The 21427-nt window shown below is 57.1% G+C and carries 20 protein-coding genes and 1 pseudogene; 7 read left to right on the top strand and 14 right to left on the bottom strand.

Annotation, left to right across the window (positions count from 1 at the left end; genetic code table 11):
• Window positions 1-3: 3 nt before the first annotated feature.
• The 3 genes from abgT to ACO0U8_RS04385 form a co-directional block, all read right to left on the bottom strand.
• Window positions 4-1527 carry a p-aminobenzoyl-glutamate transporter gene (gene abgT / locus ACO0U8_RS04395; RefSeq protein WP_122095815.1) on the bottom strand — a complete coding sequence of 508 codons (1524 nt, stop codon included), beginning with the start codon at window positions 1525-1527 and terminating at the stop codon, window positions 4-6.
• Window positions 1528-1620: 93 nt separating this feature from the next.
• On the bottom strand, window positions 1621-3075 hold the full coding sequence (locus tag ACO0U8_RS04390; protein ID WP_421670369.1) for a M20 family metallopeptidase: 1455 nt from the start codon (window positions 3073-3075) through the stop codon (window positions 1621-1623).
• Entirely contained in the window at window positions 3075-4391 is a 1317-nt protein-coding gene (locus ACO0U8_RS04385) for a M20 family metallo-hydrolase (RefSeq protein ID WP_421670672.1), read from the bottom strand. Before ACO0U8_RS04385 ends, ACO0U8_RS04390 begins: the two co-directional genes overlap by 1 nt.
• 179 nt (window positions 4392-4570) lie before the next feature.
• Here ACO0U8_RS04385 and ACO0U8_RS04380 point away from each other — a divergent pair, with 179 nt between their 5' ends.
• On the top strand, window positions 4571-5467 hold the full coding sequence (locus tag ACO0U8_RS04380) for a LysR family transcriptional regulator (protein WP_056778350.1): 897 nt from the start codon (window positions 4571-4573) through the stop codon (window positions 5465-5467).
• A gap of 141 nt (window positions 5468-5608) precedes the next feature.
• A complete protein-coding gene (locus ACO0U8_RS04375; protein ID WP_056778354.1) occupies window positions 5609-6715 on the top strand; it encodes a suppressor of fused domain protein in 1107 nt (368 codons plus the stop codon).
• A 606-nt stretch (window positions 6716-7321) separates the two neighbouring features.
• On the opposite strand, the gene ACO0U8_RS04370 is transcribed toward ACO0U8_RS04375, so the two are convergent.
• The gene (locus ACO0U8_RS04370) at window positions 7322-8818 is read right to left on the bottom strand and encodes an MFS transporter (protein WP_122096108.1); all 1497 of its coding nucleotides are present in this window, start codon (window positions 8816-8818) and stop codon (window positions 7322-7324) included.
• 398 nt (window positions 8819-9216) lie between these two features.
• On the opposite strand from ACO0U8_RS04370, the gene osmF reads away from it, so the two are divergent.
• From osmF to ACO0U8_RS04350, 4 genes are read left to right on the top strand one after another with little or no spacing between them, the layout of a single operon-like run.
• Window positions 9217-10131 carry a glycine betaine ABC transporter substrate-binding protein OsmF gene (osmF, locus tag ACO0U8_RS04365; protein ID WP_371414303.1) on the top strand — a complete coding sequence of 305 codons (915 nt, stop codon included), beginning with the start codon at window positions 9217-9219 and terminating at the stop codon, window positions 10129-10131.
• A gap of 60 nt (window positions 10132-10191) precedes the next feature.
• The gene (locus tag ACO0U8_RS04360; RefSeq protein ID WP_421670368.1) at window positions 10192-11361 is read left to right on the top strand and encodes an ABC transporter permease; all 1170 of its coding nucleotides are present in this window, start codon (window positions 10192-10194) and stop codon (window positions 11359-11361) included.
• Complete coding sequence (locus ACO0U8_RS04355; protein WP_056778360.1) at window positions 11358-12302, top strand: ABC transporter ATP-binding protein; 945 nt, start codon at window positions 11358-11360, stop codon at window positions 12300-12302. Before ACO0U8_RS04360 ends, ACO0U8_RS04355 begins: the two co-directional genes overlap by 4 nt.
• On the top strand, window positions 12299-13069 hold the full coding sequence (locus ACO0U8_RS04350) for an ABC transporter permease (RefSeq protein ID WP_217204873.1): 771 nt from the start codon (window positions 12299-12301) through the stop codon (window positions 13067-13069). Before ACO0U8_RS04355 ends, ACO0U8_RS04350 begins: the two co-directional genes overlap by 4 nt.
• A gap of 63 nt (window positions 13070-13132) precedes the next feature.
• Here ACO0U8_RS04350 and ACO0U8_RS04345 read toward each other — a convergent pair.
• Window positions 13133-13234 (bottom strand): annotated as a pseudogene (locus ACO0U8_RS04345) (hypothetical protein); the annotation flags it as partial.
• Window positions 13235-13457: 223 nt separating this feature from the next.
• Between ACO0U8_RS04345 and yedA the strand changes: the two are divergent.
• A complete protein-coding gene (gene yedA, locus ACO0U8_RS04340; RefSeq protein ID WP_421670367.1) occupies window positions 13458-14372 on the top strand; it encodes a drug/metabolite exporter YedA in 915 nt (304 codons plus the stop codon).
• Window positions 14373-14422: 50 nt separating this feature from the next.
• Here yedA and ACO0U8_RS04335 read toward each other — a convergent pair whose 3' ends face one another.
• From ACO0U8_RS04335 to ACO0U8_RS04295, 9 genes are read right to left on the bottom strand one after another with little or no spacing between them, the layout of a single operon-like run.
• Window positions 14423-14971 carry a DUF3833 domain-containing protein gene (locus tag ACO0U8_RS04335; protein ID WP_421670366.1) on the bottom strand — a complete coding sequence of 183 codons (549 nt, stop codon included), beginning with the start codon at window positions 14969-14971 and terminating at the stop codon, window positions 14423-14425.
• A gap of 22 nt (window positions 14972-14993) precedes the next feature.
• A complete protein-coding gene (locus ACO0U8_RS04330; RefSeq protein ID WP_421670365.1) occupies window positions 14994-15521 on the bottom strand; it encodes a hypothetical protein in 528 nt (175 codons plus the stop codon).
• Complete coding sequence (locus ACO0U8_RS04325) at window positions 15518-16009, bottom strand: DUF2878 domain-containing protein (RefSeq protein WP_217204870.1); 492 nt, start codon at window positions 16007-16009, stop codon at window positions 15518-15520. The genes ACO0U8_RS04330 and ACO0U8_RS04325 overlap by 4 nt, the downstream gene beginning before the upstream one ends.
• Window positions 16006-17238 carry a class I SAM-dependent methyltransferase gene (locus tag ACO0U8_RS04320; protein WP_421670364.1) on the bottom strand — a complete coding sequence of 411 codons (1233 nt, stop codon included), beginning with the start codon at window positions 17236-17238 and terminating at the stop codon, window positions 16006-16008. Before ACO0U8_RS04320 ends, ACO0U8_RS04325 begins: the two co-directional genes overlap by 4 nt.
• Before the next feature lie 2 nt (window positions 17239-17240).
• Entirely contained in the window at window positions 17241-17957 is a 717-nt protein-coding gene (locus ACO0U8_RS04315; RefSeq protein ID WP_056778383.1) for a DUF1365 domain-containing protein, read from the bottom strand.
• Window positions 17954-19309, bottom strand: a complete 1356-nt coding sequence (locus ACO0U8_RS04310) for an NAD(P)/FAD-dependent oxidoreductase (protein ID WP_421670363.1) — start codon at window positions 19307-19309, stop codon at window positions 17954-17956. Before ACO0U8_RS04310 ends, ACO0U8_RS04315 begins: the two co-directional genes overlap by 4 nt.
• A 1-nt stretch (window position 19310) precedes the next feature.
• Window positions 19311-20027, bottom strand: a complete 717-nt coding sequence (locus tag ACO0U8_RS04305) for an SDR family NAD(P)-dependent oxidoreductase (RefSeq protein ID WP_122095803.1) — start codon at window positions 20025-20027, stop codon at window positions 19311-19313.
• On the bottom strand, window positions 20027-20479 hold the full coding sequence (locus ACO0U8_RS04300) for a nuclear transport factor 2 family protein (RefSeq protein ID WP_122095802.1): 453 nt from the start codon (window positions 20477-20479) through the stop codon (window positions 20027-20029). The genes ACO0U8_RS04305 and ACO0U8_RS04300 overlap by 1 nt, the downstream gene beginning before the upstream one ends.
• On the bottom strand, window positions 20479-21315 hold the full coding sequence (locus ACO0U8_RS04295) for a MerR family transcriptional regulator (RefSeq protein ID WP_056778397.1): 837 nt from the start codon (window positions 21313-21315) through the stop codon (window positions 20479-20481). Before ACO0U8_RS04295 ends, ACO0U8_RS04300 begins: the two co-directional genes overlap by 1 nt.
• Window positions 21316-21427: the final 112 nt, after the last annotated feature.

The raw sequence follows: 21427 nt of genomic DNA, 5'->3' as shown, positions 1-21427 counted from the left end.
GCGTTACAGGTGCGGATACACACCCGGTCCAATCGGTAATCCGAGCAGATACCAGCCCACCAGCATCAGCAGCCACACCACGAAAAACACAATCGGATACGGCAGCACCAGCGAATAATAGGTGCCGAGTTTCGCCTCTTTGATGTACCGCTGGAGGAATCCGAGGAACAGCGGCACAAACGGCGACATCGGCGCAAGCGGGATCACCGAAGAATCCGCCACGCGGAACACGATTTGCGCGAACGCCGGGTGGAAGCCGAGCAGCATAAACATCGGCACAAAAATCGGAGCCAGAATCGACCAGATGGCCGAGCCGCTGGCGATAAACATGCACAGCAACGCCGAGAGGAAAATCAGCCCGAGGAAAGCCGGAATGCCGGTCATGCCCAGATTTTCCAGCACATCCGTCAGCCCGATCGCCATGAATTTCCCCATGTTGCTCCAGTTAAAAAATGCCACAAACTGGGAGAGCGGGAACACCATCACAATAAAACCGGCCATCGATTTCATCGGATCCACCAGCAGGTCCGGCACGTCACTGGCGCTGCGAATTTGCTTTGTCACCATGCCGTAAGGCACAGAAATCACGAAGAAGAACAAAATGATCAGCGGCACAATGCCCTGAATAAAGGGCGAAGGAATGATGCCGCCGGTTTTCGGGTTGCGCAGCGGTGCGGCTTCAGGCACCACCAGCAACGCCACCAGCGCGATAAACACCAGCGCCGCAATCCCGCTCGCCATCAGGCCGCGGTTCTGTTCCGGCGTCAGCTTTTTCATCTCTTCATTGCGCTCGCCCTGATACACCGGCAGGCGCGGTTCCACGAATTTATCCGTCAGAACGGCGCCGACAATGGTCAGCAGGATCACCGACGCTGCCATAAAGTACCAGTTGTCGATCACGCTGACCTGCACCGCCGGATTAATGGCTTTCGCCGCTTCGGTACTCAGGCCGGAGAGCAACACATCGGTGGTCACAATCAGCAGATTGGCGGTAAAACCGCAGCCGACCCCGGCAATGGCGGCCAGCAAACCGGCCACCGGATGACGCCCGACCGCGAGGAAAATCAGCGCGCCCAGCGGCGGCATCACCACCAGCGCGGCGTCGGAAGAAATGTGGCTGAAGAAGGCGATAAAAATCACCATATAACTGGCGTAACGGGCATTCACTTTGGAGGCCATTTTGTACATCAGGCTTTGCAGCAGCCCGACACGTTCCGCCAGCCCGGCACCGATCACCAGCGCCAGTATTGAACCCAGCGGGGTAAATCCGCTGAAATTCTTGATGACGTTTGGCAAAATCCACTGAATGCCTTCCACACTCAGCAAATTTTTAACCTGGATGATTTCGCCGTTGCTCGGATTTACCGCCGTAATATTCAGCCATGAAATCACCGCACTCGCGACCATCAGCACGGCAATCAGATATACAAACAATAAAAACGGGTTGGGAATTTTATTACCCACACGTTCAACCCACTGGAGAAATCCTCCCGGACTCTGGCCGGAATCTTGCGCCTGAATACTCATCTGTTAACCCTCTGTCGTGTTTGTCTTTTTTTATATTTATGCCGCTCATGCGTGCCGGAACGGGGCGCGCATGAGCGGGTTCCTGCTGATGATTTACTTCAATGGTGAAGGTTTTACGCCCGCCGGGATCGGGCAGTGATACGCACGCCGTGCGCGTTGTGCGTCGCGCTCTTTCTGGCAGGCCGCCAGTAAATCCGGCTGAGTGAACAGGTCTATGGCGGTCGATGACATGACTTTTGCCGCCAGACACATGCCTTTATGGGCGATAGAGGTACGCCCCTGCGACACAATCTGCCAGGTATGCAGCGGCGAACCGACCGCAAAACACGGGCTGAAACACTGCGCGGTGGGCACCAGCCAGCTGACATCGCCGACATCCGTTGAGCCGTAGAGGATATTGCCGTTCGGGGCATACGGCGCAACGGCGTCTGTCAGCGGGGAATGGCGCAGGGTTTCGGCGAATACCACGCCTTCTGCGCCGCTGGTACGGGAAATATTCAGCAGATTATTATCGATATCCTGATCGCTCAGCGTGGCGTGAATCGACGCCGCAAACGCCCGCTCTTCGGCGGTGTAATGCGGCGTGCCGAAAGCCTGCACGTACTGATACATCGCGCTTTCCAGCGTACGGTTTGGCACATAGTTGGAGCAGGCTTTATCGAAACGCATCGACATCTGTGTGCCGGTCATCAGCGCCGCGCCTTTGGCGATATCCACCACGCGCTCGAAAATCGCCTGCGCCTGATCCATTTGCGGTGCGCGCACCAGATACAGCACCTCGGCATCGGCCTGCACCACGTTTGGCGAAATCCCGCCTGCGTTGGTGATGGCGTAATGCAGGCGTGCCTCCTGAATAATGTGCTCGCGCAGGAAGTTCGCCCCGGTATTCATCAGCGTCAGGGCGTCCAGCGCGCTGCGGCCGAGATGCGGTGCGGCGGCGGCGTGTGAGGACACGCCTTTAAAGCTGAACGAGGCCTGAATATTGGCCAGCGTCTGGTTGCTGAACATGCCGCTGTAGGTTTCCGGGTGCCAGGTCAGCGCGGCATCGACATCATCAAACAGCCCTTCGCGGGCCATAAAGGTTTTGCCGGAACCGCCTTCTTCGCCGGGACAGCCGTAAAAACGCACCGTGCCCTGAATGTTTTCGCGCTCCATCCAGGCTTTCACCGCCAGCGCGCCGCCGAGTGCGGCGGTGCCCAGCAGATTGTGGCCGCAACCGTGGCCGTTACCGTTTTCCACCAGCGGCTGCGCCACGTCGCAACCGGCTTTCTGGCTTAAACCGGCCAGCGCATCGAATTCGCCGAGCAGGGCGATCACCGGTTTGCCGCTGCCAAAACGGGCAATGAACGCGGTGTCCATGCCGCCGACGCTGCGCTCAACGACAAATCCGCTGGCTTCCAGTGTGTCGGCCAGCAATGCCGAGGAGAACGATTCTGCAAAGCGGGTTTCAGGGTGATCCCAGATGGCATCACTGATTTTCGCCAGTGCAGGTTGCTGGTTATCGATAAAATCATTGATAAAACTGACGATATTGTGTTGATCCGCCATCAGTTCTCTCCTTTGAATTCAGCGATGTTCAGCGCCAGCGCCGCCAGCGTTTTAATGCCCTGAGTCATCACTTTTTCATCGAAATCAAACAGTTCATTGTGATGGCCTGCGCTCAGATCGGTGCCGAAAATCACGTAAGAGGCTTCGCCGCCGCGCGATTTGACCCGCTCCATCATATAGGTGGCGTCTTCCGAACCGGCTGCGCCTTCCTGACGGTCAATGATTTGTTCGAACTCGCCGAGTTTTTCCGCCTGACAGTGGATGTAATTCACCCAGGCAGGCGTTGGCGTGCTGCTTTGCGCCGCGCCCATCAGTCTGATGTCGAATTTCACCTGATGCATTTCGGCTGCGCCGGAAATCACTTTCAGCGCCTGCTGATAAATAAATTCGTTCACTTCATTGGTCGTGCCGCGCGTTTCCACTTTCATCGTGGCGCTGGAAGGCACCACGTTACGCCCGGTACCGGCCTGTAAAACGCCGACATTGATGCGTGAATCACCGCCGCTGTGGCGCGGGATCGCGTGTAACCCAAGCGTTGCCTGCGCCGCTGCCAGCAGGGCGTTACGGCCGTCTTCCGGTTTGCCGCCGGCGTGCGACGCGACGCCGGTGAAATGCACGTCCAGCTTGGTGGTCGCCATAAAGGTATCGTTACCGCAAACGATGTGATTCGCCGGTACGCCGGTGCCGATATGCACGGCGGTGAAATACTGCACGTCGTCCACCACGCCTGCTTCCACCATGGATTTCGCGCCGCGCGTGCCTTCTTCGGCAGGCTGGAAAATCAGTTTGATGGTGCCGCAGAGCTGGTCGCGCATCTGCATCAGTACCTCCGCCAGCCCGAGGCCGATGGTGGTGTGACCGTCGTGGCCGCAGGCGTGCATCATGCCGTTATTGGCGGACGCAAACCCTTCGCGGAACGGACGATGCCCATCTTCCAGCACCTCACACAAATCCAGCGCGTCCATATCGACACGAAAACCCATCACCGGGCCGGGACGCCCGGTGTTCAGCGTGGCGACAATGCCGGTGAAACCGCCGGAAAAATGCGGCATCCAGCGGGCAATCGCCCCCTGTTCCAGCGCGCGCTGTTCCTGTTCGGCTAATACGGCGGCGGAGGGCAGACCCATCCGCGACTGCGCGTCGATCACCTCTTTGCCCAGTTGCAGCGAATAGCCGAGCTTTTCGAGACGATCGGCCACCAGCGTGGAAGTGCGAAATTCCAGCCAGCCGGATTCGGCATATTTGTGCAAATCACGGCGTTGCTTTTGCAGGGAAGGGAACAGCTGTTCTACGCGTTCAGAAATCTCATTTACCATCACGGACTCTCTTATTTTCACAGACATGCAGGCTTTCTGCGGCGGGAGGCAGAAAGGAGGAAACCTAAATCTGGAGGGGACTTGCCGGCCTTAGATGATTTTCAATGTACATAAAGCAATCAGGGCATATAAGATGCCAAAATCTTCTTAGTGATAGTCAGGGGTTATCAAAGAATCTCATGCCATCACAAATTAAAATGCATCAACTGAGGGCGTTTGTGTCCGTCGCGCGTCATGGCAGTATTCGTGCCGCGAGCCGGATGATGAATCTTTCTCAGCCCGCACTGACCAAATCGATTAAAGAGCTGGAAGAAAGTCTCGGGGCAAGATTGTTTATCCGCCGCCGTCAGGGGGTGACGCTGACCGACTGTGGCGAGGGGTTTTTCAAGCGTGCAAGCCTGATTCTGGAAGAGCTGCGGGTGGCGCAGGAAGATATTACCCAGCGTCTGGGGGGCACCAGCGGTAGGGTGAATATCGGGGTCGGTGCCAGCATTGCGCGCACCGTTATGCCGGAAGTGATTGACCGTTTTCACCGCGAATTCCCCAATGTGAAGGTGCGCATCGCCGAAGGACAGCTGGTGTCGATGATCCCGGAGTTGCGGCAGGGCGAGCTGGATTTCACCGTCAATACCTATTATCAGGGCCCCTTTGATAACGAACTGTTATATGAAAAGCTTATGGATAAAGAGTATCGCGTGGTCGCACGGCGCGGGCATCCGATGCAAAACGCACGTTCAATGAAAGAACTCTTGCACTGCGACTGGACCTTGCCCACCCCGCGCGGCAGTTACTACAAACTGCTCAGCGAAGTGTTCAGTGAAATGGACGCGGAGCCCAATATCAGCGTGATTTGCGAGACGTTTATGTCCTGCACCAGCCTTATCGCCAAAACGGATTTCCTCAGCGTGTTGTCGGTGGATGTGATAAGCGATCCGGTGATTGGTCAGAGTCTGGTGGCGCTGGATCTGGATGTTCCGCTGCCCACAGCGACCTTTTATCTGATTCAGCGGCGCGACACGACGCTCACCCCGATGTCGGCACATCTGGCGCAACTGTTTCGTCTGTATTGCCGTTAACCGCCTCATTTTGTGAAAAAAGCGCCTGTTTCGATGATTTATCGGGGATTTTTGGGAATATTGCCCGTTATCGGGCTTGCTTATACGTTCTACACTGGCCATCACAGGGAATAATAAGCTTCCTAATATTGCCGAGGTCATATGCGCCAGTCCGACATTGTTGCTGAAGTCAGTAACGACAAACAAACCCTGACCGCGCTGGTCGAGCAGGATAACCGCGTGGTGTATTTCTACATATTCGCCCGCGAGGATTTGCGCGACCGTTTTCCGAAAATGCGTGCCTGCTGGGTGCGTAACCTGGTGCCTGCGCCGGTAAACGATGACACGCAGGCGATGGAGCACGGCATATCGCCGATGCTGGCGGCGCAATACTGCCGCAATCTGGAGGGCGAAGCGCCGCTGGATCCGTCGCAGATCCAGATCTTATGGAACGAAAGTGATGACGGTGCCGCGTTGTGGTATCAGGGTTTGCTGCTGGCGGTGATCCCCGGCTGGAGTTTGTATATCGATCATTCGGTGTGTTATTCCGCCGGCTGCATCAAAGAGAACCCGCTGACCTTCCCGCTGGGTTCTGCCTCAACCAACACGCAGTGCGAACTGGCGGAAAAAACCCGTCTGTTCTGGCGCGACTGGCAAAATGAGTTCAGCAACCCCTGGCCGAAAATCCAGCGCAAGCTGCTGGAATCTTATGAAGACCGTTTTGGCCCCTCGCTGAAATACTATCTGATCAATCAGGGCAGCTGGCCGCCGATGGCGATTTCCCAGCATGAGGATGACGAGAATTACTATTTCTTCACTGTGGGCATGAGCATCCGCCCGATGCCGCAAATCGATATTATTTTCAATGATGAAGCCGAAAAGCACCGTCGTATCGAACTGGCGTTTTCGGTCGGTAAAGAGTACGTCAGCGAAGAAAATGCCGTGCAGATGGCGAGCGCGCTTTCCGGCTATGCGCAGGTGCCCTGGACCACCCTGAGCTGGCTCGGTGAAGGCCACACGCTGATGTCACCGATGGCCCCGATGGGTTTCGAAGGCCACGTGATCTCCTCTGCCTTGTGCGGACCTGCGGACAAAATGCGTCTGCCGAAAATTTACGGCGACCCGGTGAATCAGTTTTGGGTATCCCCGGTGTTTACCAGCGAAATGGAGTTTGCCCAGAGTAAACCGAATGGCGGATTCGAGCTGGTGGCGGCGATGATCGAAAGTGGCGTGGGGTATGTTTTTGCGCCGAGAAGCGCGGTGATTTGATGCGTTGAGTTAGCCGCTCAACACTGGCTTTAAGGTCAAGACCGTGGGCTCGCCGCCCACACTGGCCCAAAGGACGCGTAAGCGCGCGCCCTCTGGACTCCCGCGCTTTTTTCACTGCGCGCTCCGCTCGCTGGCTATGTTTCAGGTACCGCAGCGATAGCCGCAAATCCCGCCGCTGCGCGGTTCCCTTCGTTCGGGCTACAACCCGCGCAAAAAGACGCGCGGTTTTGCGCCTCTCCTCCGGCGGAATTTTGGAACCGGCCTCAGGCTATTACTTCACAACCTCACTGATTTTGATTTGAAAAGCCAACGGGAATGGGTTTTGAATTTAAGATCGTGCGGGCGATTCAGAAATCTTGCTGAGTGAGAGGTTGCAGACCAGAGGCTGCAAACCCGAAACGAAGGCACCGCGCAGCGGCAAGATTTCCAGCCTGTCGCCGTGCTACCTGAAACATAGCCAGCGAGCGGAGCGCGTGTTGAAAAAGCGGGGAGAGATCCAAGAGAGGGAAAGCACTTCCCTCTCTTGGGCGGTTTCGGCGCAGCGTGATAAGTGATCACCGCACGTAAGAAACCGAAATTTTCTCGTTCTGAACTGATTAAGCCGCCTTAATGCCCGGCTTCGGCATTAAAATCCTCAGCATCGACATCATATCCCGATGGTTCCCACCGTATCGCGGTCAGCACGATCAATCCCGCCAGCGGTGCTAACGCGATCACCCAGAAGACGCCGGTGCCCAGTGCCGCAGAAAGTACCGGGAACAGGAACAGGGAAAGCGTTGAGCTGGCGCGCATCAGCGTCTGGTTGAAGCCGACGCCCATGCCGCGCAGGGAAGTCGGATAACTCAGCGAGGCAAAAGTCATGGTGTGCGAGCCGGGTCCGAAACCCTGACCGAACAGGAATAATGCCAGCATAGCGATGGAGATCGCCGCTTCACCGCCGTCTGCCGGGCGGCCCACCAGCGCGAGGCCGATCATCGCCACCAGCTGGCAGGCGTAACCGGCGTAGGTCATTTTCCATGCGCCAAATTTCGACACGTAACGCACCGCAATCAGCCCGCCGACGAAGGCAAAGCACAGGTTCAGACCGAGTGAAAACAGAATGGTGCTGATCATCGACTGTTGCAGGAAGCTCGATAAAATCACCGGCAGCCCGAACGCCACGGCGTTATAAGCAAACGACGAAGCCACGGCGGTGACGGTCGCCAGCACGGTGCGGCGCAGGTAAATGCCCTGCAACAGCGTGCCGTAGTTGCGCCATGCGGCTTTGCGCACTTTTACCTGCGGCGTTTTATCCGCATCGTCAGCAACAACGGCATTGATGTTATAAGACTTGCGCAGGATAGCCGCCGCACCTTGCAGGTCGCCCTGATTGGCCGCCCACACCGGCGATTCATTCATATAACGGTGGCGGATGGCGATAATCAGAATGGCAGGCACCGCGCCGAAACCGAGGATCAGACGCCACAACCAGTCGGTGTGCGTGGCGGGCAGCACCGCATACAGCAGCAGTACCAGCAGATAGGAGACGCTGATGGCGGCGTACCACGTCGGGCACCACATCGCCACGCGCGAGGCTTTATTGCCGCGCCCCTGCAGTTTTGAGAACTCCGCCAGAAACGCCATCGCCACCGGCAAATCGATGCCCACGCCCAGCCCCATTACAAAACGCGAGCCGCCCAGCACCCATTCATTTGGCGCAAACGCACAGGCCAGCGCCGCAATCACGAAGAAGAACATGTCGGCCATGAACACGCGGTAACGGCCAATTTTGTCGGTCAGATACCCACCGAACAGTGCGCCGACAATCGCCCCGAAGGTGATCGCCGAGGCCACAAAGCCTGCGCCGGAAGGCGTCAGCCCGAACTGGCGGGTGATATCTTTCATGCCGAAGGCCAGCGCGCCGAGATCGTAAGCGTCGAGGAAAACGCCGCCCAGTGCGATGGCAATCACCACGCGCGCGTCGCTGAGTTTCGCGGCGCCGCGGTTAACTAACTGCGTAATATCGGAGGCGGAACGGATCACCACCGGTTGATCAGACGCCGCATCCGCCGCGCCGGAGTACCCTGAAGAGGCGGCGGGAGAGGCCGCAATAGAATCAGACATGGTTTTGTTTACGCTTTTTGACAAAAAAACCAGCATAGAGGCGACGTGATGCCGGTCACAAGTCCTGATTACCCGAGACATCACATCAAATGGCTATAACTTAAAACAAAGCGATCTAAGCCTGCGCTTAAAACCCCTCATCAGTTCACCTCCCGCCTTCTGCACGCTGTGCCAACCGGCATTATCCATTTCGCAGATTAGCTGTGCAGCAATACGCATTTCCCAGGCCGGTTACGCCCTGCTTTTATAACTCACCATCAGACCCCTTACCCAAAATTGAACTATCCTTGTCAGCACGCTGTTTTCACTGATGAAAGCTAATTTGCCAGACCGTCGCCCGGCGACATACACCCAAAAAATCAAAAAGAGGACTTACCATGACTGCAAGAACAGGGCGGATGCGGGGAATGACCGCAGCATTGCTGGCGCTGTCGGCAATGAGTTTCACCGCACATGCGGCGGATGAGACGGTGCGCGTGGGGTCGAAAATTGATACCGAAGGATCGCTGCTCGGCAACATCATTATTCAGGTGCTGGAAGCTAACGGCATCAAGACCACCAACAAGCTGCAACTGGGTACGACCAAAGTGGTGCGCGGCGCGATCTCTGCCGGTGAAATTGATATCTACCCGGAATACACCGGTAACGGTGCTTTCTTCTTCTCAGACGAAAAAGACCCGGCGTGGAAAAATGCGCAGGCCGGTTTCGACAAAGTGAAAAAGCTCGATTACGACCAGAATAAAATCGTCTGGCTGGATCCGTCCCCGGCGAACAATACCTGGACCATCGCGGTGCGTAACGATCTGGCGAGTGCCCATGGCCTGAAATCACTGGCTGATCTGGGCAAATACATCAGCTCCGGCGGCGATTTTAAACTGGCGGCGTCGGCAGAATTTATCGAACGTCCTGATGCATTACCGGCGTTTGAAAATGCCTACGGCTTCAAGCTGAATCAGGCGCAGCTGCTGTCACTGGCGGGCGGCGATACGGCGGTCACAATCAAAGCCGCAGCGGAAAAAACCTCCGGTGTGAATGCGGCGATGGCTTACGGTACTGACGGCCCGGTGGCCGCACTCGGCCTGCAAACGCTGGAAGATCCGAAAGGCGTTCAGCCGATTTATGCACCTGCGCCGATCATCCGTGAGGCCGCGCTGAAAGCCCATCCGAACATTCCGGCGCTGCTGAAACCGGTCTTCGCTTCGCTGGATACTAAAACGCTGCAAACGCTGAATGCGAAAATCGCGGTCGGCGGGCTGGATGCGAAGAAAGTCGCGGCGAAGTATTTGCAGGAAAAGGGTTTCGTTAAAAAATAATCGGGCAGTGACGCCCAGAGCACGGCCTGCGTGTCGTGCTCTCCGGACTCAGGTACTGTTTTGACTCATCATTCATTCGTCAAAAACCGCGTGCTGCTGACGCTGGTTTTGCTGCTTTTGCTGGCCGGTTATGGCCTGGCATTTCTCAGCCATGCGCCGAACCGGCTGGTGTCGGGGCAGGGCATTTCATTAGTGACGCTGCTGCACGGCAGCTCCACGCTGATTTTGCTGCCCGCGCTGTTACTGCTGGCGGCGGCCTTCCTCACGTTATACGGAAAACATCACCTGCTGGTGATGTTGCTGGCGGAAATTCTGCTGGCGGCGCTGGTGTGGCTGGCCGGGCACAGCGCAGTGCAGCTGACCGGTGGCGATGAGGACAGCATTGCGCGCACGTCGCTTGGCGGCGGTTTCTGGGCTGCCTCGGCGCTGTGTCTGCTGATCGCCTCTGACGCCATCTCCCGGTTTACCCGCAACCACAGCCTGCGGATTGTGCTCAACGTCCAGATGATATTGCCGGTAGTGTTGCTGCTGGCGTACGGCCAGCTGGCCGAACTTTCATTGTTAAAAGAATACGATAACCGCTCCGACGTGTTTAACGACGCCTTGTGGCAGCATCTGGGCATTTTGTCCGGCACGCTGCTGCCTGCGGTGCTGATCGGCCTGCCGGTCGGTTTGTTCTGCCACCGCTCACCGCGCTGGCGCGGCGCTGTGTTGTCGGTGCTCAATATTATTCAGACCGTGCCGTCGATCGCCCTGTTTGGCCTGCTGCTTGCGCCACTGGCCGGGCTTGCGAAAGCACTGCCGTGGCTGGCGGAACATGGCATCAGCGGTATCGGGCTGGCACCGGCGATTATCGCGTTGGTGTTGTATTCGCTGCTGCCGCTGGTGCGCGGCGTGATCGCCGGGCTGGATTCGGTGCCGGAAGCGGTGATCGAGTCGGCGCGCGGCATGGGAATGAACCGGGTTCAGATATTTTTCCGCGTACAACTGCCCATTGCTTTGCCGGTCATTCTCACCGGCATCCGCATTGTCGCGGTGCAAACGGTGGGTATGGCGATGGTCGCGGCGCTTATCGGCGCGGGTGGCCTCGGTGCCATTATGTTCCAGGGATTACTCAGCAGTGCACTGGATCTGGTGCTGCTTGGCGTCATCCCGGCGGTGCTGATGGCGGTGGTCGTCGACAGCCTGTTTAAATTCGCAGTCTCACTACTGGAAACTTCACGCAGATGATTCATTTCAAGCAGGTTAGCAAACACTTTGCCGGAAAAGCGGTCGTGCGCGATCTCACGCTGGAAATGGCCAAAGGCGAATTCACGGTGCTGATCGGTACGTCCGGTTCCGGAAAATCCACCACGCTGAAAATGATTAACCGGCTGGTGGAGCACGACCGGGGGGAAATTCTATTTGCCGGTGAACCGATAGAAAAATTCCGCGCGCAGGATCTGCGCCGCCGGATGGGCTATGCGATCCAGTCGATTGGCCTGTTCCCGCACTGGACGGTCGAGGAGAATATCGCCACGGTGCCGCAACTGCTGAAATGGCCGAAGGCGAAAATCCGCGACCGCGTGACCGAGTTGTTGTCGCTGCTCAATCTCGATCCGAAACAGTTTCGTCAGCGTTATCCGCATCAGCTTTCCGGCGGGCAACAACAGCGCGTCGGCGTGGCGCGTGCGCTGGCGTCTGACCCGGAAGTGTTGCTGATGGATGAACCTTTCGGCGCGCTTGACCCGGTGACCCGCGCCACGTTGCAGGAAGAAGTGGCGCGCATCCATAAAATGACCCACCGCACCATTGTGCTGGTGACTCATGATATTGATGAAGCGCTGACGCTGGCCGACCGCATTGTGCTGCTTAACGACGGGCAGGTGGTGCAGCAGGGAACGCCGCTGGAGTTGCTGACCAAACCAGCGACGCCGTTCGTGCGCGATTTCTTTGGCGGCAGCGACATGGGCATTCGTCTGCTGTCGTTGCAGGATGTCAGTTCGCGTACCCGCCACGGCGAGCACTATACCGGCAGCCAGAAACCGCTGCGGGCGTCGATGAGCCTGAGTCAGGCGTTGTCTGCATTTGTCGCGCAGCAGGCTGCGCAGCTGCCGGTGGTGGATGAGCAGGGGCAACCGGTCGGCGTGTTGCATTTTGCCGATCTCACCGCGCAAAGGAGTGAGGCATGAAACGAGGTTTACGGCGGGTCATCACCGATCCCTTACCCTGGTTGTTCGCTTTATTGCTGGCGCTTATCTTCGGCATGACCTCGCTCGGCGGGGTGTTTCACTGGATGTTTCCGCAACTGAGCCGGCCGGTTTATCAGCAGGAAAGTTTTGCCTCGCTGGTGGCCGCGCATCTGATGCTGGTCGGCATATCCAGCCTGATTGCGGTGGTGATCGGCGTGGCGGCGGGGGTTGGCGTTACGCGCCCGGCGGGAAAAGAATTTCGCTCACTGGTGGAGACACTGGTGGCGATGGGGCAGACCTTTCCGCCGGTGGCGGTGCTGGCCGTGGCGGTACCGGTGATGGGGTTCAGCGAAAAACCGGCGATCATCGCGCTGGTCCTTTACGGCTTGCTGCCGATATTGCAGGGAACCATTGCCGGAATTGAATCCGTGTCTGCCTCGGCGCGGGAAATTGCCCAGGGTGTCGGCATGAGCCGCTGGCAGATGTTGCGTAAAGTGGAGATTCCGCTGGCGGCACCGGTGATCATCGCCGGGATCCGGACTTCGGTTATCATCAATATCGGCACGGCGGCGATTGCCTCGACGGTCGGCACATCGAGCCTTGGTTCACCGATCATCATCGGGCTGAGCGGCTTCAACACCGCCTATGTCTTGCAGGGTGCGGCAATCGTCGCGCTGCTGGCGATTTGCGTGGATATGCTGTTTGAACGCTGGAGCCGCTGGTTACACCGCTGGCAGCAGCGGTCAGCAGACGAATCAGTTCGCTGACGCAGAGGGTGGCGCAGGCACCACGGACGGGGCATCGTTATCGCTGACCGGTTTGGCGTCATCCTGAATAACCACGGCGTAGCCTGCAACCATCACGCCACCGATCGCGCCAATTGCCATCAGACCAAACAATGCGATAAATAATTTTTTGCCAAGCGAGTTCATGTGCAGTACCTCAGAAAATGAGTCGGGAATTATAAATTGTTTCGTTACCCCTGCAACACACTATTCATGCGGCGATTACTTTATCGCTGATCTCAGCGCATGTTTTGTCATATGCAGAAACTTTTTAGCAACATTTTGATGCGATCGCACAGATTTCCTTGCCGTTAATCAGGGCAATAGCGTTAACTGTCTGCCTTCGTTATCACGCTAATAAGTTACTCCTATGCCTTCAGTCTCCCGTTCCTTGCTGCCGTTAATCGCTGCTTTGTTTGCGCTGTATTTTATCTGGGGTTCTACCTATTTTGTGATCCGCGTCGGCGTGGAAAGCTGGCCGCCGCTGATGATGGCCGGTCTGCGTTTCTTTCTCGCCGGCTGTGTGATGTTCACTTTTCTGCTGCTGCGCGGGCATAAGTTTCCCGGTCTGAAACAGTGGCTGGCCGCCGGTGCGGTGGGTATTTTGCTGCTCTCGGTGGGCAATGGTCTGGTGACTGTCGCGGAACATATGCAGGTGCCGTCCGGCATTGCGGCGGTAATGGTGGCGACCGTGCCCCTGTTTACGCTGTGCTTTAGCCGCCTGTGGGGGATGCCGAACAGCCGTCTGGAATGGACCGGCGTGGGCATTGGCCTGTTCGGGATTGTGCTGCTCAATACCGGCAGCAATCTGGGGGGCAATCCGTGGGGCGCGGCGCTGATTCTGCTGGCCTCGATAAGCTGGGCATTCGGTTCAGTATGGAGTTCGCGTCTGCCGCTGCCAGCAGGCCTGATGGCCGGTGCGGCGGAGATGATTGTCGCCGGCGTGGTGTTGCTGATCGCCAGCCAGATAAACGGCGAGCACCTGGCCGCCACGCCTTCGCTGCACGGCTTTCTGGCGCTCGGTTATCTGATTGTGTTCGGCTCGATGATCGCCATCAGTGCGTACATGTTCCTGCTAAAAACCGTACGTCCGGCCCTCGCCACCAGCTATGCCTACGTCAACCCGATCGTCGCCGTTCTGCTCGGCATTGGCTTCGCCGGTGAATCCCTGTCACCGGTCGAATGGGTCGCGCTGGGGATTATCCTGTGCGCGGTGCTGCTGGTCACACTGGGGAAATTTGTCTTCGGACGAAGGAAATCGGTCATTAAGGAAGTGAAGGTTTAACCGAAAGCCGATGTGTTTTACTCCTCCCCTTTGCAGGGGAGGAGGCAGACCTATTTCTTCTCAAAGAACAACGTCACCCGCGCCACTTCTACGCCGAATTTTTTCAGCGAGGTGACGTTAAACAGGTGCTGTTCATCCTGCTGGTAAATCCAGTCATCGAACGTCAGGCGGTAGGTGCTGCCGCCTGATTTGACGTCCATCACGTAGTTCCAGTTAAACGCATTGCCCGCCGACTGGCCTTTTGCGGTGCCTATAATGTCGCCGGCGGTGCCGGTGTAGGTGCCGTCAGCCAGTTTGCGGATGTACCAGACGCGGGTCTGTTTCTCGCCATCGTCATAGACAAAATCTTCATGCAGCGTCAGGGTGTCGGCAACCACATCGCCGCGAATTTTCACCGCAAAACGCCGCGTTTGTTTGTGGGTGTAATCCTGCACCATGCCGTAAGCCACGCTGTCACCGCTGAAATAAGTGAAAATATCCAGCTTGGGTTGCGTCTGTGCGTAATCTTTGATGTCGGCGCTGCAACTGGTGAGTAACAGCACGCAGGCTGTCATCAGACCGAGAAAACCTTTGCGCAGAACAGAGCGGGAAACTGTCATAAAACCTCCGGTCGGATGAACCTTAATCTGACGCCGATGCGCCGATGAGCTTGCTGCGTAAATCAGGATACTGCGTGGCGGGAGAGAGCCAGATCGCCAGAAACGCATCGCGAAACGCCGGGCTGAAGGTGTCGCCGACGGGCGCTGTCATCACGCTGTTGGGGGCGCGGCTGTAAAACTGACCGCCTTTTTCAGTGGCGAGAAAGACGATCTGGCTGCCATTACTGACATCCGGCCAGGTCTTTTCAACGGCTTCCAGCCAGCCATTTTTTTGCGCCTCACTGTCGATGCCCAGTTTTTGCCACTGTTCTTCAGTGGCTTTGGTCAGCTCCTCGCGATCAATGCTGCGCAGATAATCAATAACCAGTGCCTGCGGCCATTTTTGCGCCTCATATTTCCCCCCCGGTGTCAGTAATGAGGAGTGATAAACCTCGAACGGCCCCCAGGTTAAAGTGGCGCGGCCAACCTGTTGCCACTGCGTCCAGGGCGTGGAGGCAAACGCAGAGAAGGAAAGCATCAGTGCCAGTGCTGCCGTTAACATACGTCTCATGGTCTTCTCCTGTGCAGTAAAACCGGCAGGCTGATAAGCGGCAGGAACACCGCCCAGCCCGCCGCCATCAGCAACCAGACGTGAGCGGGAGAGGCGAGAAGTTCCATCGCCCCCAGACGCATACCGATGAAATACGCCAGCGGGCCGCTGACCGCGCCGAGCGGGATCAGCCAGTACCAGGCGAACTGTAAATAGCCCAGAAGCCACAACCACCACGCGCTGAAACCCAGCCACAGCGCCATCATCCAAGGCGGGACGCCGGTCGAACCGGTGAACTCAAACAGCCCGAGAATGCACCAGACAGAATCAAGAATAATGCCCAGCGTGCAGGCCACCGCCACCCATAACCGGCGGCGTGACGGTGTAAACGCCAGCATCAGAAAACTGCTGATCAGCAGAAAAACAATAACGCGTTCGCGCCCCCACACGGCCAGTGTCCACCAGGCATCAAAGCCCAGCGTCAGCAGCCAGAAGCGCAGGGTGCTCATGCGCGCCGCTCGGCGATAAGCTGCACGGTGCTGATGGTGCGGGCGCGGAATCCGGCCTCGCAGTAGCACAGATAAAACAGCCACAGGCGGCGGAAACGTTCGTCCTGCGCGCCATCCAGCTGGGCATTCCAGTAACGTTGTACGCGTTCACGCCATTCATGCAGCGTGCGGGCATAGTCGAAACCAATGTCGAACAGATCGCGTACCACCAGGCCGGTGCAGCGGGTCATGGTGTCGTTCATGGCGGTGATGGAAGGTAAAAAACCGCCGGGAAACACGTAACGCTGAATGAAATCGACGTTGCGGCTGTAAGAGGCATAACGCTGATCGGCAATGGTGATCGCCTGAATGGCCATGCGGCCGTTCGGCTTGAGCAGGGCGTTGCAGCGTTTGAAAAAGGTTTTGAGGTAGCGTTTGCCGACCGCTTCGATCATCTCTATCGACACCAGTTTGTCGAACTGCCCGCGCAGCGCGCGATAGTCTTCAAACAGCACGGTGACGCGACCGGTCAGACCGGCCTTTTCAATGCGCTCACAGGCATAGTCGTACTGCTCGCGGGAAATCGTGGTGGTGGTGACCTGACAGCCATATTCACGGGCGGCGAATTCCGCCATCGCTCCCCAGCCGGTACCGATTTCCAGCAGGTGATCCCCTGCATGCAGGTGCAGCTGATCGCACAGACGACGCATTTTTGCTTCCTGCGCCTGTTCCAGCGTCATCTGAGGTTCCTGATACCAGGCTGACGAATAGAGCATTTTCTCATCGAGAAAACCCTGGTAAAAATCGTTGCCCAGATCGTAATGGGCAGAAATATTTTTGCGTGCCTGCGACGGACTGTTGCGGCGGAAAAAGTGGATCAGGCCGTTAAGCGGCGCGGTGACCCAGCTCAGGCGGGCCTCGAGCTTATCAACCAGTTTGAGGTTTTCCGCCAGCAGTTGCAGCACGGTGGTCAGATTGGGCGTCGTCCAGTCGCCGTCAATATAACTTTCACCCGCCGCAATGCTGCCGCCGAGCAAAACACGGCGGTAGGCGCGCAGGTTGTGTACTTCGATTTCCCCCTGCAGCGGCGCGGTCGGGTCACCAAAAAACAGCGAATTCTCGCCAGCTTCCCGCAGGGTCAGACCGGCACCCTGCAGCTGTTTTAACACGCCGAGGATCAGTGCGCGTGCAGCCTTGCTGCGCCGGTTCGTCGCCCCTTCGCGGGCGAGTTGCACTTCGGGTTGGCTCATGATCAGTCCTTATCAACAGGAGGATGAGAATAAACAGGTGCCCGTTTCAGCCACAGTTTTACCGCCTGCCAGTAAATGGTCAGGGCGGTTTTCGCGGTCATGAGGGGCAGTCGCCACAATTGCTTACGCAGCGCCTCGCGGGTCAGCGGCAGCGCCCTGAGCGACAGGGCAGCATCGAATTCACGTTCTTTGCGGTGATTTTCGATAGTGATGTGTAACTCTTTTCCGGGTGGGGTGAGACGCCAGTGATAGACCATGTCCATCGGATTAAAGGGCGACACATGAAAGGCTTTCGGCACCGGTTGCGAGCCGTCAGGGAGCACGGCGTAGGTGTGGCGTTCGTTCCAGGGCGTATTACGTACTTCGGCCAGCATCCAGCGCAAAATACCTGCCTTATCATACAGGTAGTAAAAATTGACCGGATTGAAATAGCAGCCGAAATAGCACAGCTGGCACAGCAACATCACCCGGCCATCCGGGCGTTCTCCGGTCAGTTCGGCAATCCGGTCCTGCGCTTTGGTTTTGATGTCGCCGCCGCCGAGATAATCTTTGCGGCGAAAGCTCGCCGCTGAAAACCGCTCAAGGCGGATGCCCACGGCGGGGAGTTGATCCAGCTCGTCAAGGTCGATCAGCGGCATGAAAATGTCGTAGTCGAAGCGGTGATCGACCGGCGTAAACCGGCGATGGCGCACCGTGCCGACGTACAGCGTGCTGTTCATGACGCGGCCTGCTCAGAGGTCCGTTGTTCTGCTTCACGGCTGAGTTGCAAATCCAGTTGCGCGACCACATCGCGGGCGCTGTTGACACCGTCTTCATGAAATCCGTTGTACCAGTACGCGCCGCAAAACCAGGTGCGGTGCTGGCCGTTAATGCGAAAACGCTGTTGCTGCGCGTGGTGACTTTCCAGATTGAGCACCGGGTGCATGTACGTGGTGCGGAAAAGCACCTTGCTTTCATCAATCGGCGTCAGCGGATTGAGCGAGACGCAGAAAGTGTGTGGCGCATCCAGACCCTGCAAGATATTCATGTTGTAGGTCACGCTGGCGCGGCGGGTGTGCGCCGGGCTGGTATCGCGCATATCGGCACGGGTGGAGGATTTCAGCGAATTAGGTAACTGATAATTCCAGCTCGCCCACGCGCGCTTTTCACGCGGCAACAGATGGGTGTCGGTGTGCAAAATCACGTCGTTGGCCTGGTACGGCAGCGAACCGAGTATGGCGCGTTCATCCGCCGTGGCGCTGTCGCCTAAAATCGCCAGCGCCTGATCGGAATGGCAGGCAAAAATCACCTGATCATAGGTTTCTTCGCCGCGCGCGGAGTGCAGCGTCACATCGTAAGTGCTGCGGGTGATGGCAGTCACCGGCGTATGGGTTCTGAGGGTCACGCTGCGCGGTAATTTTTCGTGCATCCGGCGGATATATTCCCGCGAGCCGCCCGGCACCACCATCCACTGCGGGCGGTTAGCCACATCCAGCAGGCCGTGATTGTCGAAAAAGCGCAGGAACATCGACAGCGGAAAATTCGCCATGTCGTTCAGGGAAGAGGACCAGATCGCCGCGCCCATGGGCAGCACATAGTGCAGGGCGAAAAACGGGGTAAAGCCGTTCTGATCCAGCAAGTCAGCCAGCGTATCTTCATCGTTATGCGCATTGAGCAGACGCGCCTTGCACAGTTTATTAAAGCGCAGAATTTCTAGGATAAACCGCCAGAACTGTGGCTTAAACAGGTTACGCCGTTGGGCAAAAAGGCTGTTCAGCGAGTGGCCGTTATACTCCATCCCGCTCACCGGGTTACGCACCGAAAAACTCATTTCGGTGGTCTGGCCTTCAATGCCCAGCTCTTTCAGCAGGGCAATAAAATGAGGATAGGTGCGGGTGTTGTAGACAATAAAACCGGTGTCGATGGCGTACTCTTTGCCGTCGCACACCACGTCCTGCGTGGCGGTGTGCCCGCCCAGCGTCGCCGCGGATTCATACACAGTAATTTCACAGTCAGGCTGACGCTGCGCCAGTAACCACGCACAGCTGAGGCCGGAAATACCGCTGCCGACGATCGCCACTTTTGTTGTCATCTTATCTCACCATTTTTCGGCTTAACCATTTTTGCACGCCCACCGGCAGCAATGCGGCCGCCTTCAGTAAATGGGCAAAAAGTGGCGGGAAGGCAATTTCACTGGCTCCGTGCGCCAGCTTTTTACGGATGTGCGCCGACGCCTGACTGACGGTGACCATCATCGGCATCGGAAAGTCATTGCGTGAGGTCAGCGGGGTATCGACAAAGCCCGGCTGGATCAGCGAAATGTGAATATTGCGCGACATCAGATCGACCGACAGCGAACGGGCGAGATACGCCAGCGCCGCTTTGGAGGCGCCATAGGCTTCGGCGCGGGGGAACGGCAGCAAGGAGGCGGTCGAACCGACCAGCGCCACGCGGCTGCCGGGCGCTAAACCGGGCAGCAGGGCATCGAGGCAGTTCACCGGCCCCATGAAATTAGTGTTGATGACCCGTGCGACTTTTTCAGCTTCCACCACGCCGTTATCCAGGTATTCACAGGTACCGGCGCAGAGGATCACCAGATCGGCCTGCACGCCCTGAAGTGCCTGACGCGTTTGTGCCAGATCGGTGATATCAAAACTCAGCGGGACGATAAGCGGGCTGTGCCCGGCAACGGCATCGAGTTTGCCGCCATCGCGGCCGCAGGCCGTGACTTCCCAGCCTTCATCAGCGTAATCCTGCGCCAGTTGCTGACCGATACCCGAACTGGCACCGGTGATCAGTACGCGGCGCATTATTTCAACCTGGCTTTGATGGCGCGAACGGCACCGCCGAGCATCGGGACGTGCTCGTAAATCATGGCACCGAGATCGTAATAATCGCGCTGATAAATGATGCGGTTTTCGGCAAGGCGTAAATGGCTTGCACCGTTAAGAGACATCGCCTGACCTTTTTTCAGTGAAGGGTGGGAATACTCCATACGCCAGAACAGCGACGCCTCTTCGCCCTGAATCAGCGGGGGCTGAATGTCAAAGCGGCAGTAATTCACTTTTTTGAGCAGTTGTGCGAAGTATCGCTCAAGGGCATCTACGCCGTCGTAATGGGAGACCGGATCGATAAACACCACGTGCGGGTGATAAATGCGCGAAAGCTGGGGCAGCAGGCTCATGTCCAGATGACGGTAGAATTCACACAGTCGCGTCAGGACATCGGCTGAAAGAGGGGGTTCAGGAAAATGTTTAATCATTATTTTTCCTTAAATTTGTGTATCGGAACAACCGTCTCATCATCGGCAACTGCACAGATTTCAGCCTCTTCGTGACTTCCTGTCTCAGCCGCCAGCAGCACCGATGCGCTGCCAAGCAGGTAAATTGTCAGACCCTGATCGACCCACTGCGCCATGCGTAAACGCTGAATTTGCGTCAGTTTTCCTTCCGCCCACAGGTAGACTTCATCGCACAGCACGTTTTCCAGATGCGGGTCTTCGAGATGACCGGGCAGAACCTCCACCTGCATCCCTTCTTCACACCGCACGATGGCTTCAAGCCACAATTCGGTGGTATCGATTGCGCCCCAGCCCAGCAGCGCAGCCCGCACCCCCGGACGTTTACGGGCGGCATTCATGCACATCACCGCATGTTCGATCACCAGGCCATCGAACAGACTGCGCAGGGTGCGCAGGCGGTGATCGCCGGGATTGAGCCGGGCGCGCAGCGGGCGAAATACATTGTTCACCAGCGCCGCAGCGGGATATTCGCGCCCGAGTTCAGTTATCACCTGACGCACTTTCTGGCTCTGGCCTCTTTGCAGGGCCGTCAGCAAACGGTGCTCGGATTCCGACCAGTCGCCTGACACCGCCTCAACTTTACCTTCCAGCAGGGATTTCACCTGACCGACCGGGATACCCCGTTCAATCCAGCCTAAAATGGTGCGGATGGTGTCGAGATCTTCATCATTAAACAGCCGATGGCCGCCTTCGGTACGCTGCGGTTTGAGCAGGCCATAACGGCGCTGCCATGCGCGAAGCGTGACCGGGTTGATACCACAAATGCGAGCAACCTCGCCGATGCTGTAAAGTGACATGTGTTGGCCCAAATATTCATAAAACTAATGTTAACTCTAGCGTCTCGTCGCAAAGTTGTACAACTTTATTATTTTTGTACAACTTACCTAATACTAACGGATTACATTATAT

Origin of the sequence: Rahnella sp. EDr1-12, from assembly GCF_049206505.1 — a bacterium.
Classification (GTDB): Bacteria; Pseudomonadota; Gammaproteobacteria; order Enterobacterales; family Enterobacteriaceae; genus Rahnella; species Rahnella rivi.
Note: the sequence above shows the minus strand (reverse complement) of the source record. Positions and strands in the feature narration are given on the sequence as shown.

Excerpts from the sequence above, each read along its gene's own strand:
- abgT (WP_122095815.1), bottom strand. The coding sequence starts at position 1,527 with ATGAGTATTCAGGCGCAAGATTCCGGCCAGAGTCCGGGAGGATTTCTC.
- ACO0U8_RS04390 (WP_421670369.1), bottom strand. The coding sequence starts at position 3,075 with ATGGCGGATCAACACAATATCGTCAGTTTTATCAATGATTTTATCGAT.
- ACO0U8_RS04385 (WP_421670672.1), bottom strand. The coding sequence starts at position 4,391 with ATGGTAAATGAGATTTCTGAACGCGTAGAACAGCTGTTCCCTTCCCTG.
- ACO0U8_RS04380 (WP_056778350.1), top strand. The coding sequence starts at position 4,571 with ATGCCATCACAAATTAAAATGCATCAACTGAGGGCGTTTGTGTCCGTC.
- ACO0U8_RS04375 (WP_056778354.1), top strand. The coding sequence starts at position 5,609 with ATGCGCCAGTCCGACATTGTTGCTGAAGTCAGTAACGACAAACAAACC.
- ACO0U8_RS04370 (WP_122096108.1), bottom strand. The coding sequence starts at position 8,818 with ATGTCTGATTCTATTGCGGCCTCTCCCGCCGCCTCTTCAGGGTACTCC.
- osmF (WP_371414303.1), top strand. The coding sequence starts at position 9,217 with ATGCGGGGAATGACCGCAGCATTGCTGGCGCTGTCGGCAATGAGTTTC.
- ACO0U8_RS04355 (WP_056778360.1), top strand. The coding sequence starts at position 11,358 with ATGATTCATTTCAAGCAGGTTAGCAAACACTTTGCCGGAAAAGCGGTC.
- ACO0U8_RS04350 (WP_217204873.1), top strand. The coding sequence starts at position 12,299 with ATGAAACGAGGTTTACGGCGGGTCATCACCGATCCCTTACCCTGGTTG.
- yedA (WP_421670367.1), top strand. The coding sequence starts at position 13,458 with ATGCCTTCAGTCTCCCGTTCCTTGCTGCCGTTAATCGCTGCTTTGTTT.
- ACO0U8_RS04335 (WP_421670366.1), bottom strand. The coding sequence starts at position 14,971 with ATGACAGTTTCCCGCTCTGTTCTGCGCAAAGGTTTTCTCGGTCTGATG.
- ACO0U8_RS04330 (WP_421670365.1), bottom strand. The coding sequence starts at position 15,521 with ATGAGACGTATGTTAACGGCAGCACTGGCACTGATGCTTTCCTTCTCT.
- ACO0U8_RS04325 (WP_217204870.1), bottom strand. The coding sequence starts at position 16,009 with ATGAGCACCCTGCGCTTCTGGCTGCTGACGCTGGGCTTTGATGCCTGG.
- ACO0U8_RS04320 (WP_421670364.1), bottom strand. The coding sequence starts at position 17,238 with ATGAGCCAACCCGAAGTGCAACTCGCCCGCGAAGGGGCGACGAACCGG.
- ACO0U8_RS04315 (WP_056778383.1), bottom strand. The coding sequence starts at position 17,957 with ATGAACAGCACGCTGTACGTCGGCACGGTGCGCCATCGCCGGTTTACG.
- ACO0U8_RS04310 (WP_421670363.1), bottom strand. The coding sequence starts at position 19,309 with ATGACAACAAAAGTGGCGATCGTCGGCAGCGGTATTTCCGGCCTCAGC.
- ACO0U8_RS04305 (WP_122095803.1), bottom strand. The coding sequence starts at position 20,027 with ATGCGCCGCGTACTGATCACCGGTGCCAGTTCGGGTATCGGTCAGCAA.
- ACO0U8_RS04300 (WP_122095802.1), bottom strand. The coding sequence starts at position 20,479 with ATGATTAAACATTTTCCTGAACCCCCTCTTTCAGCCGATGTCCTGACG.
- ACO0U8_RS04295 (WP_056778397.1), bottom strand. The coding sequence starts at position 21,315 with ATGTCACTTTACAGCATCGGCGAGGTTGCTCGCATTTGTGGTATCAAC.